This is a genomic window from Vibrio sp. YMD68 (assembly GCF_029958905.1).
Lineage (GTDB): Bacteria > Pseudomonadota > Gammaproteobacteria > Enterobacterales > Vibrionaceae > Vibrio.
In genome coordinates this window covers 151,728-168,227 of sequence record NZ_CP124615.1, presented here as the reverse complement: position 1 = coordinate 168,227, position 16,500 = coordinate 151,728, and the positions used below count along the sequence as shown (strand labels likewise).

The following is a 16,500-nucleotide window of genomic DNA, read 5'->3' as shown; positions in this document are numbered from 1 at the left end:
CAAATTCATGTGACAGCGTAACGCATTTATAGCATCCGTTTCACTTTTGAATTTGTTAGGGAACTCTTCTGTTTCTTTATATACAAACCGTTTTCCTTGTATCGAGCACAGTCGGTAGAATCCCCCCTCGAAGGCCACCGGAAATAGGTCAACATTGTATGGCTTGATTGTATAAGGCCACCCTAATTTTGGCAGCAAATGAATTAAAGATGATTGTCGTAGCGTCAAGGCAAACGGAGTTTTGTAGGTTCTATTTTCACCTCTACCAACAGCGTACAATGGGTAAACATCTCTAATATGTTGCCTACCAGTTTTCTTAGGAATACCCATCCGACTCCGAAATCGTTCCGGTAGCAACTTTACATCATCATTGTCAGCTACGTTTTCAAACAACTCTTGCAAAACCAGTAGTGATTTTTCGTATGCGTTTGTCCATTGCTCTTGACTGACAGATGGCTGAGCTGGACGGGGGTTATTCCTCCAACCAGAATAGTAAACCGATAAATATGCGCATACTTCAACTGACAGACCATCATCACACAATTCTTGCCAAATTCATGTGACAGCGTAACGCATTTATAGCATCCGTTTCACTTTTGAATTTGTTAGGGAACTCTTCTGTTTCTTTATATACAAACCGTTTTCCTTGTATCGAGCACAGTCGGTAGAATCCCCCCTCGAAGGCCACCGGAAATAGGTCAACATTGTATGGCTTGATTGTATAAGGCCACCCTAATTTTGGCAGCAAATGAATTAAAGATGATTGTCGTAGCGTCAAGGCAAACGGAGTTTTGTAGGTTCTATTTTCACCTCTACCAACAGCGTACAATGGGTAAACATCTCTAATATGTTGCCTACCAGTTTTCTTAGGAATACCCATCCGACTCCGAAATCGTTCCGGTAGCAACTTTACATCATCATTGTCAGCTACGTTTTCAAACAACTCTTGCAAAACCAGTAGTGATTTTTCGTATGCGTTTGTCCATTGCTCTTGACTGACAGATGGCTGAGCTGGACGGGGGTTATTCCTCCAACCAGAATAGTAAACCGATAAATATGCGCATACTTCAACTGACAGACCATCATCACACAATTCTTGCCAATTAGGTTCCGGCCAAATTGATTTAAGGCTAATGTTTGTGTCGCCGTTATCTTTCCCTAATACCAAATGCTTCTTTGCAAAAGGTAAATACTCTCCGGTGTCGTCTAACTTACCCATATAATAAGACTCTTGGTTCTACTATAGAATTACACTTATACACCAGAGAACACTTAGTTAACTAACGCGGAAATGCCCAATCTCGGCAGATTAATAATGCGTAGAAACGAAAAAACCCCACCAGCAATGATGGGGTTTGTTTGATCTAATAATGACAGTTCTAAGCTGGGGTGTGATTACCCTTTGGGCCCTTGCTATCACCTTCTTTTTGTCCAGCGTACCAAAAGATAACACCGACAGCGGCAATCGTAACGATTAGGCCGCCAAGCCATATCCAGAGTTCCATACGTTGCCTCCTATTCATCTACCGTTGATATTAGCACAATTACAGCCCCTAAGACGATCATAGCGGCACCTACCACACCAAATGCTATGGTTATAGGAAGGTGGTCTATTGCCTCAGCTCTCTTGAGTGCTAAACCTAGCCCTGAAAAAAGCACCAGGGCCAAACCTGCGGTTCTGAGCAAATCGGCAAGATATTTACCGACTGCTTCATATTTCTTTTTCATTTAGCTCCTAAATCTTATACGGAGCCAGCCCTATCAGGGCTTGGCCCCTCAAGGGTTAATAATCTAATCTACACTCGTAGATTACTTGGATAACTCATTGCGAATAGCGATGAGAAGATCCTCAGCTTTCAAGCCATGACCAGACACAGCGCCAATAACCTGTAAGAGATCGTCGGTTTTCTCGTTACTTTGAATGGCTTGAACGACAACCTTAGCCATCGCTGGCAGTAGTTGCTGTTTAGATTCACTTAGCTGCTCTGCAAGCTGTGAAACGATTTCGACATGGTTAGTCATACATTTCTCCAAGTTAGATACCTTTTAATCCTGCCTGGCTAGGATAAACAATACTGGCACGTTTTAACTCTTCTAGAAGAGCATTAAGAGGTTCACCCTTTAAGGCAAACCCAACGAATTCAGCGATGTCATCATAGCTATCTCGCCATTGCATTGAGCTTTCAAAATGTTCAAGAACCCCATGCTTTTGCATGATTGGTCGCAACATCTGATCTCTCAACTCACAGCATTCTTTGTATTGCGCATATCTCAATCTGCGTTGATAAGCTTCCTCGGGAAGCTCTTCAATTGGCCCAAGGCAGCAATAAGGAGCGGGATAAAGTATTGTCTTTTTACCGTTTGAGTTACTTTTCATATCTCTATGAGTATGTTTCCAAATCAATTGTATTTGCTCTGGTGTTCTAGTTTGAACTCCTGGTTTAGACATGGTTAATCTCCAAATAATAGGGAGGAGATTCACCCCTCAGGGAATGAATCTCCCTGCGGGGTTAAGTTTGAGCTACAACGGTTAATTGTTATAGCGACAGATGAGAGCCCTCTTCATGAGCGAGCATTATTGTGACGTCAGCCATGATCGAATCTGTTTTGATCACAACCTCCGTCGGCTGTAGTAATCCATCTATCGGCATAGGGTAATACAGACGGATGACTCTCCAGTTTTTATTATCAGTGAAAGCTACCTTTGTTTGAGCGACACATAAACGCAAAAACATAAGCAGGTAATCTTCCTCGGTATATTTACCATTCTCCTTGCAGATTGCTTTTGCAAGAGCAGGGGTAACAGCTACGTTGGTTAAAAATCCAGCCTTCTTACCGAGAATTGAGTAATCAACGATAATACCCTTTTCAATTGCTTGTTCGCGTACTTGAGTTGGGTTCAATTGAAGTGCTTGGTTCATATGGTGTACTCCTTTTTAATGGGTACACCAACCCCAAGAGGGTGATGTACCCTCGTGGGTTATAAAAAAGTGAATTAATGCTGTTTATTTTTGGCGACCAGCTATCGCACATCAGCGCTCAAGGCACTTTCCTAAGAAACCTGTTTAGGATGCTTAGGAAAGCGAGGGGTTTCCCCCTGCGCTTTTGAACTATCCCACGTTAACGACAGGGATACTTGCAACATTGACATTGAATACCCTGTCTATAACACTTTTTGCGAACTCAGCTACGGCGTATCCAATTGCCGAGTCTTTCTTATTTACACATATTTCAATTCGGGAAAAAGGAGTCAGGGGCAATGTTTTGCCTTTATGCTCAGAGCTATATTCAACAAGACATTCCCCATTTTCATCAGTACAAACATAAAGTTTATTGTTTTTAATCAAAAACCAGTCTGTAGCAAAACTATCGTGGTAAGTAAGACTACTAGTTTTTGTTACAACGACAGCCTGATAAAACCTTTGAACCTCTCCACCAGAAGCCATGTGTTCAACAACATTAATATAGTGGTATTGATATCCATCAATATTGCTATCGGTATCAATAATCACTTCCTGCCTTAATGAAGTGTTAAAAATATACTTAATCATTGTTATCTCCTTAGTTTTTAAGGAGAGAGCCCCCTAGAGGGCACATCTCCCTCCAGGGTTAAACTGAAAAATTAATATTTATTAATTCAAAGTTAAAAACCATCGCTTCATTGGAACAGTAACTTCAATCATTCCATTACCACAATAAGCTCCCCAAAAGTTATAAGTAGTCTCAAACATGTCGAACTCGAATAGTGTTTGAATATGCTTATCAGTAATGGGGTTAAATGGTCCACCGCAGCCAACATGCATTGCTATGCCATAATCTCGCATATCGAAATCATCTAGGTTCTTTCCACCCACAGAAGCTATCAAATTCTCACCTCTGATTTCACCTTCACGTAAAAGCAAGACTGCTTCTTCGTAACTCGCATATTGTGTCGTTAAATTCACAATATGCCCATGCTTAGGTTTGTGTTGTTCCGATAGTGATTTCAGTAGTTGCTTCACACTCTGAAATCTTGCGTAAAGCCCTGGCGTGAATTGTCCTGCGAAAGTTAAGTTCGGACAGATCAACTCAAGCATGTCGTCAGGTATAGAACTAAGCCCCATTTGCTTTGCAAGCGGCTCAGCTTTTTTCATTGCTTCTTCAACTACCATTGGGTTTCGAAGATGTTGCGGCATATCCATAGTAATTCTCCTTTGGTGAGACGAACAGACCCATCAGGTTTGGTTCCCCTCAGTAATTAGATGGTCCGGTAGCTAAAATGCTACCGGAGTTTATTAACAATCTGAGCTGCCTGTTCTGCAAACGGCCCAGAGTAATGTATGTCCATTTTTTTTGAACACCAGACAGTTCCAATTATTAATTGGTTGAAGTTTCTGTCTTTGTAACGTTGACGCATCAATTCTAGATAGGCGCTCTCATCACCTTCCCACCCCAAAGGAGGTGAGAAGGGACAAGTAGCTTCGTTACCTGGCTCAGTGTTTACTTCTGCTAGGTTATACACGCCCATAAGCACCAGCCCTACGCGCAATAAACTCGCGGAGTGTACTAATCGGCGGGAATCCCATCTGTCCTTGAGTTACCAGGACATCGTTCCAATCTATACCTTTTGCACGAGGTGGAATAGGCAGCTTAGGTAACAGCACATGAACTGTATATCCTTGCTTTTCAAGCTTAGATTTCAGCACATTTGCGGAGCGTTCCCCTGTTAGCGACTTATCCTTATCTGCAAAGATAACGACAGTGTGGATGTCTAACTCGTCTGGAACTTCAAAGTTTTCCAAAAGAGTAGCATTCACTGTGGACCATGTAGGGATATGAGTAGCACGGAACCCAGACAATGCTGTTTCCAAGCCTTCTGCCAAACCTAATACTCCTTCTGTTGGCATACCTAAGCGAACTGCACCGCCAGTGACACTCAATCCATCAGGAACAGGCATCATCTTTTTAGCGCATTCTACTTTGGCCTTCTTACCACTTTTGGTCAGATATGTACGATGTAAAGTAACCAAGTTTCCTTTCGCGTCTCGGATGGCTTGTACTGCGGCTGGAAATTTTCCAACCTCATTACCATCTTCATCGTAATAGGACATACTTGGGTGGAATCGCAGGCTGTCTGTCTGTTCTACTACATCATGTGCAAACAAAAGTTTGCGATTGACGAAATAGGCACGTAACGGCTCAGCTGCTGCACAGTTAAAGGGCAAACATTCATTCCAGATCTTCTCAATTTTTTCACAAAGGCGAGCATTGTAAACACGTTCGCGTTCAGCTCTCTTTTGCATTTCCTCTTGAAGTTCCATCAACCAAGGCTTTGACTGCTCAGCAAAGAGCGGAACAACCTTGCTTTCTGAATGTTCTTGTTCAACTACGGCATCTTGGTGATGCTCAACAGGGCTACATGAAGAATGATTATCCTCATATTGTTCTGTCGGAACATTTGAATCAGCCCATGACTCTTCGTTATAAGAACCAGGAGCAGAGTGAGAGACATAGCTGCTGTTTGAAACCTTTGCCTGCGCTACAGACTCTGGTTTAGCAGTACGAACACTCTTAGTTTTCACTTCAACCACCCACGTATTGCGATGTGTTTGAACTGGTTTCTCACCAATGATCTCTCCAGTGCCTTCTTCAAATACAGGCTGCATTACGGTAACAGCTTCACGTCCCAAATTTGTGAGAGTGACTTCATCACCATATACAGCACCGCATTCTCCGATTGCTCTTTCTAGATCAACGCCCCAAATCTTACGTTCATTGCCCGTTGATAAACGAATGTAAGCAAAATAGCTTGGTTCATTTATCGGGTCGTCCTGGTAAGGAGCTTGACCGTGAGCAATTAAAGTGCCCTGATACTTAGGGCGACGATTTGGATCGTATTTGGTGTTATTCACTTTTGCCGGAGCAGATTGCTGTGCTCGGCGCGGTGAACTTGTATTATTGGAGCTTTGCTGACGCTTGAAATGCTTTGGAGCCATCAACAAGTCACCAACTTGCTGTAGGCATTCAGCAAAATCCCACCCTCTTGCTTGGTTTAATAGCTCAAAGCCATCATGCCAAGAACCGCAAGAACAAATAGCACCACCTGTTTCGTGAGCATCTTTGAACATACGGAAGTCTTTTTTGCCACCATGAAACGGACATGTAACATGGGACTTTCCCGCTTTTTTGAGTGCTGGTTCCAGTTCAGGCATTAAATGCGCCAAAATGAAAAGCCATTGACCCTTAGCGAGGCTACGAACTTCGTCTGCTTTATAGAAATATGAGTTATCCATAGTGTTTCTCCTTAGCTGAAACCCCGACATCGAGGCTTCCCTAAGTCCCCCGTATCAGGGGCTTTAGGGAAACCCCGACACCGGGAAAAAATAGCCAAGGAGGCTCCCCTACCGGAGATGCTCTCCCCGGCTGGGGTTTGATTTTGGGCTATTGACCATTAACTCTGCGTATGGCCTTACCCAAGAAGGATTGCATCAGGTGATTACCTGATGATTTGAAGTAAGTTAGCCAGTCGATCCAATTCCACTGAGCGTAATCATCAAGAGATGGAGGGTTAAAAGCTCCCCAAATCTTACTGTTTACGCCTTCGCGGAGAACGCAAGCTACTTTCTCGATTACTTCTTCTTTACTCATTAGAGTAGAGATTTTGCAAGGAGGCATCATAATGAGGCTCTCTGCTTGCTCATGAGTAATCTTCTCTATAGTGCCAGCGTTGATATCCACGACAAACGCTTTGATATCTGGCCCTTGTTCAGACCAAATCCAGTACGTTATATGCACGGGGTTAACGCCAAGTCCAACCGGAACTATTTGAGTTCCAGATGGACGCAGTAACCAAACGAATTTACCGCTTGGATTGCTTTTGAAACGTTCGAGCTCTTTACCATCAATCTCCAAATCAGATTTGAAATGGAGAGGTAGTTTTTCCGCATTCGAAATTTCAAGCATACGTTGTTGCAGATGTTGCAGAATTGCAATGTTAGACATAGGTGTACTCCTACAGTTTGCAGGTACACCTGGCCCATGTCGGGTTGGTGTACCCGACTGGGTTATGAAGGGCGAAAGAGAACTTTCACTTAAATTGAATGCTGTTTGTTTTTAGCGACCAGCTATCGCGTCTTCACTCTCAATGAGAGTAGAATTCGTCACTTTCCGTTAGGTACTCTATAACACCTAAGGGAAAGTGGGGGCTTTCGCCCCTCACTGTTAATCATCGTAGAAATATCCTTGCTTGTCACACGCCTCTGATGCCGAATAGGCTTCATATCGCGCATTTTCGTTAAACGAAAATTTCAGAGGATAAGCAATTGAAGGCGGAGTTTGCTTTGTTAAACGTCCATTCCATTCATGCTGTTCCATTGTGCCAGATACTCCATCGACGGTGAACATTTCATCATAACTATTTATCTTTACAATCGGGAAGTCAAACAAGCCAAGAGCTTCTATCACCATCACCTCGTCTGAACAAGCATAAACTTGCTTGTTCTTATCTCGGTAAAAATCAAAGCCACAGCTCAGATAAACCCCTATGATCCGCAAAGTTTCGTCATCCATTCCAGATGCAATGTTCTTATCTAAGTTTGCTTTTGCCAGCCAGACATGGGCGTTGACTCCACCAAATATGCCATAGCCCTCGTAAGCATTTTCCTGTAATGGTTTCTGACCATGAGGTTGTAGTAAGTAAACAGTGCGAACTTGACGTCCAGAATATACATTCGAGATGCTTTCTTTTGAATCACACGTTTTCCAGCTAGAAAATCCCATAGTGTTTCTCCTTCAATTATTTAAATCGAAGGGGGTTGCCCCACAAGGGGAGCAAGCCCCCCTCTAGGGTTAAGTAAAAATGTTAGGCCGCTTTACGAACTAACGATTCCTGCATTTGATGATGTTCTGATATAGCATTGTTGAGCTGTATTTTACGAACTTCTGCTATGGCATTACTGACCAATTCGCGGCGGTAACTTCCATAACTTCTGTCATTAACATCTATAACCAGGCCACCTATAGATTCAGATGCTAGTTCCTCTTCCGTCTCTCGGTCGAGGATCTTAGCTTCCAACCTCAGATAGCGCTGCTTACCATCAACAATATCCTGTATTGTTTGTAATGCTAACTCTTCGTCCCAGCATCCAATATCAAAGTCATGCTCGGGATGCTCTTTAAGCTGGACTGTGTAGTCAGCTGTATTAAACTCCCAGGAAACAACTTCTTCGTATGGCGTACCTTCCACCAGCGCATAGCCTTCGGCTTCAAGCTGTTGGGATGTAGATTTGATGTCATGTTCGAGACGACTCACAAAGTCGTTCCAAATGCTTTGCCATCTAGTGATGTGCTCATCAGTCACTTCACCTGTTACCAGACCAGCGGCACGAATCGCTTCAAAATGCTCCTCAGAGAAACTTTCAAAATCGACTTCATGACAAAGATCCATGCAGTTATAGTGGCTGTACCGATGCCCATGAGAGTTTCGCTCAATCGACATTCTGCAACATCCTATATCTGCTTCCCTTAATATTTCCAACATAGATAATGCTTCTTTACGAACCAAAAGGTTTTTTACGCGAAGTACGGCGTTTTCACCTGCTGTATTTGGGTCATAAATTCGCAGCATAAGCTTCTCTAGATCATCCTCATCGAGGTTTCCATAGAAACTCATACCATCACCTTGACAGTAACTAAGGCTGTACTCGATTGTCAGACCTTCTGGGTAGCCAAGTTTTTTCAGTTGGTTATTGAAATGAGTTTTAATCATAGCTATCTCCTTGTTTTTTTTTGAGGAGACACCTCCCCCTAAGGGATTGGTGCCCCCTTAGGGTTTTAATGATTTCGGATTTAATAGTTAAGCACAGATGTCCAAAAGACCTTTCCGAGCGATCAACTGATGCTCTTCAAAGTCTTCCGGTGCAGAAGTGTCATAACCTTCACCATCGCTGTAATCTGGAGTACCCAGCACGATGATGTTGCCTACAACAGGTGAATCTGCACCATGTAATATACAACCGAGCTTGATACCGCTACTGAACAGTCCTTCTTCATCAAGATAAAGACTTACTGTTTTTCCATTCGATAGCTCCCAATCAAAGCTCTGGACCATGCTACAGCCGATTAGCTTATACATAGTTTGTAATCCGTCTTCTTTTGGAATATCGACTGGAGTGCAGCCTTCTGCGGTTATCAAATAGCCTTTGTTAGTGGCCTTAGACATTGCTTCATCACAAATTGACATGGAATCCTCCAAATATGTCATTGAGGGACACCAAGGCCCCAAAGGGGCTTTGATGCCCCGCTAGGGTTTAAAGATTGGTTTACTTATACGGTCACAGCGTCGATATCTAGGTATTGGCGGCAACCTGTTTTAGGGTGACAGCGGTGGCGAAAATTGTGCTTACCACCTTGCGTACCCATGTATTGCCAACACTCTCCAGTAACTGACTCTTCACAAACCGCGTCGCCATTATTTAATGGATGTTGGGCCAATTCGTTCCACATTTTGGGGTTTTGCGCCCATTTCAGCGAAAAGTCCAATGTGAGCCTACAGCCCTTTATTTATAAGGGCTGACGGGAACGGCTTATTTGCTAATATCCTTCTTAGGCCACCAGTTCGACCATGCTCTCCTCTCTCCAAGGCTCTAAGTTCTCAAGCAGTTTCTCTAGAACAATATTGTCTTTTTGAATAGTAATATGCCAGTAGCTCTAATCTAAGCGCTCCCACTTGGAGAAGAAATAGGTGCATTTATTTCGAGAGATTTTCCTTGGAACCACTTTCGCCATCCTGTAGTTTGTCTTGATACATGCCCAAGTTGTTCAGTCAAAGCAACCAGAGCGCCATGAGGCAAGAATTTTAATTCCCAAGCTAACATTAATAAACTTTGTACGGTTTCTAAAAGTGCACTAAGTTCTAGTAATAAATCTAGGGCTCGCAATATTCCTTCGAGAGATTTTCCGTACAAATTAGCTTGAACAGAGTAACGAATACACTTCGTGAGTTCGTTGAGGATTTGTTCTCCTGTTGTAAAGCGAAATGCTTTGGGTAAGTGTTGATGTTGGTTCCAATACAATTTGTACAACTTTTGTAAATCATAGTAGAGACGATTATGACGAAACTCTTTATTCAAAATTCAAACCTTAAATATCACCATCAACTCGCAGCAGAGTTGCTGCAATGTGTAAAAACTTCGGGAAGCAGTCAACAAAAATCTGCTAACGCTTTAAAGTTCCCGAAACTATGCCATGAGCTGTCAACCGAAATATTAACTAATACATATCAACCTTATTCTTATCATCATTTTGCAATCACAGAACCTAAGCTTAGAGAAATATATGCCCCTGCATTTAGAGATCGCATAGCTCAAATGTGGATTGCACTACAATTGGTACCTATCATGGAAAATCAATTCATTGATGACACCTATGCTAATAGAAAAGGTAAAGGAACTCTTGCTGCTATTGCAAAAGTTCAAAAACTAATGCGCCAACCACGACATACTTGGGGGCTACAGCTCGACATTTACAGTTATTTCAATAGCATTAATAAAAGAGAGCTTCTAACGCAACTACACAATCTCATTTACAACTCAAAATTAAGCCCATTGCGCCAATATTGCCTAGCCAATCTGATAGAAAAGATCATAGAGCAGGATGCCACGAAGCTACAAAACGAGCGAACTGGAAACCAATACTTACTTAACCAAATCCCGTTACATAAGAAACTACAGTTTAACAATACGGAACAGGTTGGGTTGCCCATAGGTAGCGTTACTAGTCAACTCTTCGGTAATTTTTACCTCAACAACCTTGACCACGAAATAAAACACACACTGAAGGTTAAGGGGTACGTTCGGTATATGGATGATTTATTTATCTTATCTAATTCGCCTGAAAAATTGCAAGAATGGAAAGAACATATTGAATGGTATCTCACTTCTCGCCTGCAATTAAAATTACATCCTACAAAGGTGCATTTATCACCTATTGAGGAGGGGTTTGATTACTTGGGATTTCGTGTATTTCCCCATTATAAACATGTTCGCAAAACCACCATTTCATCATTAAAAGAGCGTTTGCGCTACTTTAATGTAATTCTAGACACTGGCGCGACTAACGTCGTTTTAAAGTCTAGACCAAGTCGTGGAAGATGGAGTAAACATGGTATCCATTATGCACCACTTTACATCCAACTAAAAGCCATGCAATCAACGATAAATAGTTATTATGGACTACTTAGTCAAGCCAATCATTGCCAGTTAAGAAAGCAAATATATCATAATAATTTTGGCGAACTTAAACGTTATTTATTACCCAATAACGGTTATTACACTCACTTCACAATAAAAAAAGGTCTTCACTTTAATAAGATGGCTCCGGATGTTTTATGTTGGCCTGAGACGCAGGATGCGTAGTTCGTGTTGCTCGGATTGTTGCTGTTGACATTGCCATTGTTGAGGTTCACGTTGTAATAGTTAGAACCATCAGGCGTCGCCGACCAATAGTTGTTGTTGGTCGGCCAACCGCGCGCGTTTGCATTTATTGTTTAACTCGAAGTGTTGCCTTTCGACTCGCTTCCCTTGAACACCCATAAGGTCATAAATGCCGATAACATACCAGGGCCCACATGTTAACATCGTAACATTAACATTCTCTGAGCACGACATTGTCGCTATGTACCCTGTCGATTTTCCGAGAACCATCTTATTAAAACGTTATATCGCTTGCTTGACAGCAATCAACAACCAATCTAATGAAGAGCTTGAAGCTTTCGTCATCATCACTTTATTAACGATGGCTTCGGGTAAAAACAATCGAACATATCGACGATTTAACAGATCGTCATCACAAGGGTTATAAGGTGATTTCTCTTCAATATCGTCCATTTGAGCACACTGCCCTTGCCTCCAAGACTGCCACTCAGAAAAATCGATGATTATTTCTAACTCAATAACCGCCTCTGTACCTACATCAATTCCGACTTGCTTTAATGATTCTATAGGAAGCCCACCATACAACACCTCTCTTCCATTCAATTTCTTAACCTTTTTCCTTAACACCTTCAATGTCGGTAATTGGTCCTGTTTAGATACCCACTGCTGCCAACCAAAGAGTGATTGCTCATAGAAACGTACAAACATCCCCTCTTTTATACCAACAATACGTTGACTGCTTTCAACCAATGCTAATTTAGTTTCAATATTCACTTATCTTCCCTCCTAAAAAGTGCCAGATGCAACTCTGGCACTTCAAAAATTAAAATTAAAAACTAAAACGTTAAACTCTAAACGCTCAACTTTAAGGATTTGAGACGCAGGATGCGTAGAGCGTGTTGATCGGATTGAGGCTGAAGACAGCGCCAGTGTCGAGGCCCACGTAGTAATAGACAGAACCATCAGGCGTCGCCGACCAATAGAAGAGGAAGGTCGGCCAACCGCGCGCGGTAAACATATTACCAGATGCGTCGTATAGCTCCACTTTTAACTCGTCTCTTGTCGCTAAACGCCAGTTAGTTCGTCCGCCGAGACTAAGGGTGTTGTAGGTAGTACATAGTGCATTTGCGTTAGTCCAGTTGAATCGGTAGAAATCACCACTTGGGCCGTAAGTTCCATTTTCAGTATTAGTACCGTCTGTAGCACTACCGCCAATGCTGTCTAAGTAGGCCTTTGACGGTGAATTGGTAAACAACTTACCACTACCTGTATCGAAGAGTTCAATACATGGACCAGCCAAAGTACTACACACATTCACATCCACCGTATTACTGGTCACGCCATCCTTCGTGGCCGTGAGGGTCGTATTACCCGATTCAACCGCAGACAATAACCCTGTTGATGACACGGTTGCCGTAGCTGTATCGATAGGAGCCCACGTCACTGAGTTAGACACGTCAGAGGACGTCGCATCACTGAATGTCGCTGTTGCAGTTAACTGCTGAGTCTGACCTTTTGCTACGTTGACCGGCGAAGGCGTCACTTGAATCGATGTAATGACCGCTGCCGACACATTCACATCCACCGTATTACTGGTCACGCCATCCTTCGTGGCTGTGAGGGTCGTATTACCCACCTCAACCGCAGACAATAAACCCGCTGCCGACACAGTAGCAGTCGCCGTATCGATAGGAGTCCACGTCACTGAGTTAGACACGTCAGAGGACGTCGCATCACTGAATGTCGCTGTTGCAGTTAACTGCTGAGTCTGACCTTTTGCTACGTTGACCGGCGAAGGCGTCACTTGAATCGATGTAATGACCGCTGCCGACACATTCACATCCACCGTATTACTGGTCACGCCATCCTTCGTGGCTGTGAGGGTCGTATTACCCACCTCAACCGCAGACAATAAACCCGCTGCCGACACAGTAGCAGTCGCCGTATCGATAGGAGTCCACGTCACTGAGTTAGACACGTCAGAGGACGTCGCATCACTGAATGTCGCTGTTGCAGTTAACTGCTGAGTCTGACCTTTTGCTACGTTGACCGGCGAAGGCGTCACTTGAATCGATGTAATGACCGCTGCCGACACATTCACATCCACCGTATTACTGGTCACGCCATCCTTCGTGGCTGTGAGGGTCGTATTACCCACCTCAACCGCAGACAATAAACCCGCTGCCGACACAGTAGCAGTCGCCGTATCGATAGGAGTCCACGTCACTGAGTTAGACACGTCAGAGGACGTCGCATCACTGAATGTCGCTGTTGCAGTTAACTGCTGAGTCTGACCTTTTGCTACGTTGACCGGCGAAGGCGTCACTTGAATCGATGTAATGACCGCTGCCGACACATTCACATCCACCGTATTACTGGTCACGCCATCCTTCGTGGCTGTGAGGGTCGTATTACCCACCTCAACCGCAGACAATAAACCCGCTGCCGACACAGTAGCAGTCGCCGTATCGATAGGAGTCCACGTCACTGAGTTAGACACGTCAGAGGACGTCGCATCACTGAATGTCGCTGTTGCAGTTAACTGCTGAGTCTGACCTTTTGCTACGTTGACCGGCGAAGGCGTCACTTGAATCGATGTAATGACCGCTGCCGACACATTCACATCCACCGTATTACTGGTCACGCCATCCTTCGTGGCTGTGAGGGTCGTATTACCCACCTCAACCGCAGACAATAAACCCGCTGCCGACACAGTAGCAGTCGCCGTATCGATAGGAGTCCACGTCACTGAGTTAGACACGTCAGAGGACGTCGCATCACTGAATGTCGCTGTTGCAGTTAACTGCTGAGTCTGACCTTTTGCTACGTTGACCGGCGAAGGCGTCACTTGAATCGATGTAATGACCGCTGCCGACACATTCACATCCACCGTATTACTGGTCACGCCATCCTTCGTGGCTGTGAGGGTCGTATTACCCACCTCAACCGCAGACAATAAACCCGCTGCCGACACAGTAGCAGTCGCCGTATCGATAGGAGTCCACGTCACTGAGTTAGACACGTCAGAGGACGTCGCATCACTGAATGTCGCTGTTGCAGTTAACTGCTGAGTCTGACCTTTTGCTACGTTGACCGGCGAAGGCGTCACTTGAATCGATGTAATGACCGCTGCCGACACATTCACATCCACCGTATTACTGGTCACGCCATCCTTCGTGGCTGTGAGGGTCGTATTACCCACCTCAACCGCAGACAATAAACCCGCTGCCGACACAGTAGCAGTCGCCGTATCGATAGGAGTCCACGTCACTGAGTTAGACACGTCAGAGGACGTCGCATCACTGAATGTCGCTGTTGCAGTTAACTGCTGAGTCTGACCTTTTGCTACGTTGACCGGCGAAGGCGTCACTTGAATCGATGTAATGACCGCTGCCGACACATTCACATCCACCGTATTACTGGTCACGCCATCCTTCGTGGCTGTGAGGGTCGTATTACCCACCTCAACCGCAGACAATAAACCCGCTGCCGACACAGTAGCAGTCGCCGTATCGATAGGAGTCCACGTCACTGAGTTAGACACGTCAGAGGACGTCGCATCACTGAATGTCGCTGTTGCAGTTAACTGCTGAGTCTGACCTTTTGCTACGTTGACCGGCGAAGGCGTCACTTGAATCGATGTAATGACCGCTGCCGACACATTCACATCCACCGTATTACTGGTCACGCCATCCTTCGTGGCTGTGAGGGTCGTATTACCCACCTCAACCGCAGACAATAAACCCGCTGCCGACACAGTAGCAGTCGCCGTATCGATAGGAGTCCACGTCACTGAGTTAGACACGTCAGAGGACGTCGCATCACTGAATGTCGCTGTTGCAGTTAACTGCTGAGTCTGACCTTTTGCTACGTTGACCGGCGAAGGCGTCACTTGAATCGATGTAATGACCGCTGCCGACACATTCACATCCACCGTATTACTGGTCACGCCATCCTTCGTGGCTGTGAGGGTCGTATTACCCACCTCAACCGCAGACAATAAACCCGCTGCCGACACAGTAGCAGTCGCCGTATCGATAGGAGTCCACGTCACTGAGTTAGACACGTCAGAGGACGTCGCATCACTGAATGTCGCTGTTGCAGTTAACTGCTGAGTCTGACCTTTTGCTACGTTGACCGGCGAAGGCGTCACTTGAATCGATGTAATGACCGCTGCCGACACATTCACATCCACCGTATTACTGGTCACGCCATCCTTCGTGGCTGTGAGGGTCGTATTACCCACCTCAACCGCAGACAATAAACCCGCTGCCGACACAGTAGCAGTCGCCGTATCGATAGGAGTCCACGTCACTGAGTTAGACACGTCAGAGGACGTCGCATCACTGAATGTCGCTGTTGCAGTTAACTGCTGAGTCTGACCTTTTGCTACGTTGACCGGCGAAGGCGTCACTTGAATCGATGTAATGACCGCTGCCGACACATTCACATCCACCGTATTACTGGTCACGCCATCCTTCGTGGCTGTGAGGGTCGTATTACCCACCTCAACCGCAGACAATAAACCCGCTGCCGACACAGTAGCAGTCGCCGTATCGATAGGAGTCCACGTCACTGAGTTAGACACGTCAGAGGACGTCGCATCACTGAATGTCGCTGTTGCAGTTAACTGCTGAGTCTGACCTTTTGCTACGTTGACCGGCGAAGGCGTCACTTGAATCGATGTAATGACCGCTGCCGACACATTCACATCCACCGTATTACTGGTCACGCCATCCTTCGTGGCTGTGAGGGTCGTATTACCCACGTTAGTCGCAGTAAATACTCCTGGCTCATCAAAGCGTCCTACATCAGGGTCGCTTGTGTGCCAATCACTCACGTTTAAATCCGTCAATGTGCGAGATGAGCCATCAGAGTAGTGACCAACCGCTTCGAAAGGTTGCTTGTTACCTACTGCAAGTGTCAGTTGACTCGCACCTCTCGTTGTTATCGGCGATGCGACGATGTCAATACGTTCTAATTTTATGGTTGATTCAGAGAAAGCACCTTCTGAATTACAACCGGCTATTAACGTTAGTAGTGGAAAAACCACCACTAAAAATAAAGTTTTAAAATATTTATTCATAAT

19 protein-coding genes are annotated in these 16,500 nt (G+C 44.6%); 1 reads left to right on the top strand and 18 read right to left on the bottom strand.

Going from position 1 to position 16,500, the window contains the following annotated elements; all coding sequences use genetic code 11:
- Positions 1-535: 535 nt before the first annotated feature.
- From QF117_RS22400 to QF117_RS22330, 15 genes are all read right to left on the bottom strand, one after another.
- Positions 536-1,219 (bottom strand): hypothetical protein, encoded by a 684-nt coding sequence (locus QF117_RS22400; RefSeq protein ID WP_282389554.1) that lies wholly within the window; start codon positions 1,217-1,219, stop codon positions 536-538.
- 160 nt (positions 1,220-1,379) lie between these two features.
- Positions 1,380-1,505: a hypothetical protein gene (locus QF117_RS22395; protein WP_017086067.1), complete on the bottom strand. Its 126-nt coding sequence runs from the start codon at positions 1,503-1,505 to the stop codon at positions 1,380-1,382.
- A 10-nt stretch (positions 1,506-1,515) separates the two neighbouring features.
- Positions 1,516-1,728, bottom strand: coding sequence for a hypothetical protein (locus tag QF117_RS22390; protein WP_017086068.1), 213 nt, complete (start codon positions 1,726-1,728; stop codon positions 1,516-1,518).
- 81 nt (positions 1,729-1,809) lie between these two features.
- The gene (locus QF117_RS22385; protein WP_017086069.1) at positions 1,810-2,022 is read right to left on the bottom strand and encodes a hypothetical protein; all 213 of its coding nucleotides are present in this window, start codon (positions 2,020-2,022) and stop codon (positions 1,810-1,812) included.
- Positions 2,023-2,035: 13 nt separating this feature from the next.
- Positions 2,036-2,449 carry a hypothetical protein gene (locus QF117_RS22380; protein ID WP_154119441.1) on the bottom strand — a complete coding sequence of 138 codons (414 nt, stop codon included), beginning with the start codon at positions 2,447-2,449 and terminating at the stop codon, positions 2,036-2,038.
- An 88-nt stretch (positions 2,450-2,537) separates the two neighbouring features.
- Positions 2,538-2,921, bottom strand: coding sequence for a hypothetical protein (locus QF117_RS22375; protein ID WP_046224168.1), 384 nt, complete (start codon positions 2,919-2,921; stop codon positions 2,538-2,540).
- A 189-nt stretch (positions 2,922-3,110) separates the two neighbouring features.
- Positions 3,111-3,551 (bottom strand): hypothetical protein, encoded by a 441-nt coding sequence (locus QF117_RS22370; protein ID WP_140055121.1) that lies wholly within the window; start codon positions 3,549-3,551, stop codon positions 3,111-3,113.
- Positions 3,552-3,632: 81 nt separating this feature from the next.
- Positions 3,633-4,181 (bottom strand): hypothetical protein, encoded by a 549-nt coding sequence (locus QF117_RS22365; RefSeq protein ID WP_208894592.1) that lies wholly within the window; start codon positions 4,179-4,181, stop codon positions 3,633-3,635.
- 312 nt (positions 4,182-4,493) lie between these two features.
- A complete protein-coding gene (locus QF117_RS22360; RefSeq protein WP_269635558.1) occupies positions 4,494-6,272 on the bottom strand; it encodes a toprim domain-containing protein in 1,779 nt (592 codons plus the stop codon).
- 148 nt (positions 6,273-6,420) lie between these two features.
- Positions 6,421-6,981 carry a hypothetical protein gene (locus QF117_RS22355; RefSeq protein ID WP_079857415.1) on the bottom strand — a complete coding sequence of 187 codons (561 nt, stop codon included), beginning with the start codon at positions 6,979-6,981 and terminating at the stop codon, positions 6,421-6,423.
- Between the two features lie 219 nt (positions 6,982-7,200).
- Positions 7,201-7,758: a hypothetical protein gene (locus QF117_RS22350; protein ID WP_069541845.1), complete on the bottom strand. Its 558-nt coding sequence runs from the start codon at positions 7,756-7,758 to the stop codon at positions 7,201-7,203.
- An 82-nt stretch (positions 7,759-7,840) separates the two neighbouring features.
- Positions 7,841-8,746: a hypothetical protein gene (locus QF117_RS22345; protein ID WP_017086077.1), complete on the bottom strand. Its 906-nt coding sequence runs from the start codon at positions 8,744-8,746 to the stop codon at positions 7,841-7,843.
- 87 nt (positions 8,747-8,833) lie between these two features.
- Complete coding sequence (locus QF117_RS22340) at positions 8,834-9,220, bottom strand: hypothetical protein (protein ID WP_014386770.1); 387 nt, start codon at positions 9,218-9,220, stop codon at positions 8,834-8,836.
- Between the two features lie 83 nt (positions 9,221-9,303).
- Positions 9,304-9,483 carry a hypothetical protein gene (locus QF117_RS22335; RefSeq protein ID WP_282389553.1) on the bottom strand — a complete coding sequence of 60 codons (180 nt, stop codon included), beginning with the start codon at positions 9,481-9,483 and terminating at the stop codon, positions 9,304-9,306.
- A 209-nt stretch (positions 9,484-9,692) separates the two neighbouring features.
- A complete protein-coding gene (locus QF117_RS22330) occupies positions 9,693-10,109 on the bottom strand; it encodes a hypothetical protein (protein ID WP_199367645.1) in 417 nt (138 codons plus the stop codon).
- On the opposite strand from QF117_RS22330, the gene QF117_RS22325 reads away from it, so the two are divergent.
- Positions 10,089-11,393, top strand: coding sequence for an RNA-directed DNA polymerase (locus tag QF117_RS22325; protein ID WP_038231457.1), 1,305 nt, complete (start codon positions 10,089-10,091; stop codon positions 11,391-11,393). The genes QF117_RS22330 and QF117_RS22325 overlap by 21 nt on opposite strands.
- On the opposite strand, the gene QF117_RS22410 is transcribed toward QF117_RS22325, so the two are convergent.
- The 3 genes from QF117_RS22410 to QF117_RS22315 all read right to left on the bottom strand — a co-directional run bounded on the left by QF117_RS22410 (position 11,336) and on the right by QF117_RS22315 (position 16,497).
- Positions 11,336-11,521 (bottom strand): hypothetical protein, encoded by a 186-nt coding sequence (locus QF117_RS22410; protein ID WP_144231874.1) that lies wholly within the window; start codon positions 11,519-11,521, stop codon positions 11,336-11,338. The genes QF117_RS22325 and QF117_RS22410 overlap by 58 nt on opposite strands.
- A gap of 172 nt (positions 11,522-11,693) precedes the next feature.
- Complete coding sequence (locus QF117_RS22320) at positions 11,694-12,185, bottom strand: hypothetical protein (protein WP_258450808.1); 492 nt, start codon at positions 12,183-12,185, stop codon at positions 11,694-11,696.
- 91 nt (positions 12,186-12,276) lie between these two features.
- On the bottom strand, positions 12,277-16,497 hold the full coding sequence (locus QF117_RS22315; protein ID WP_282389551.1) for an Ig-like domain-containing protein: 4,221 nt from the start codon (positions 16,495-16,497) through the stop codon (positions 12,277-12,279).
- Positions 16,498-16,500: the final 3 nt, after the last annotated feature.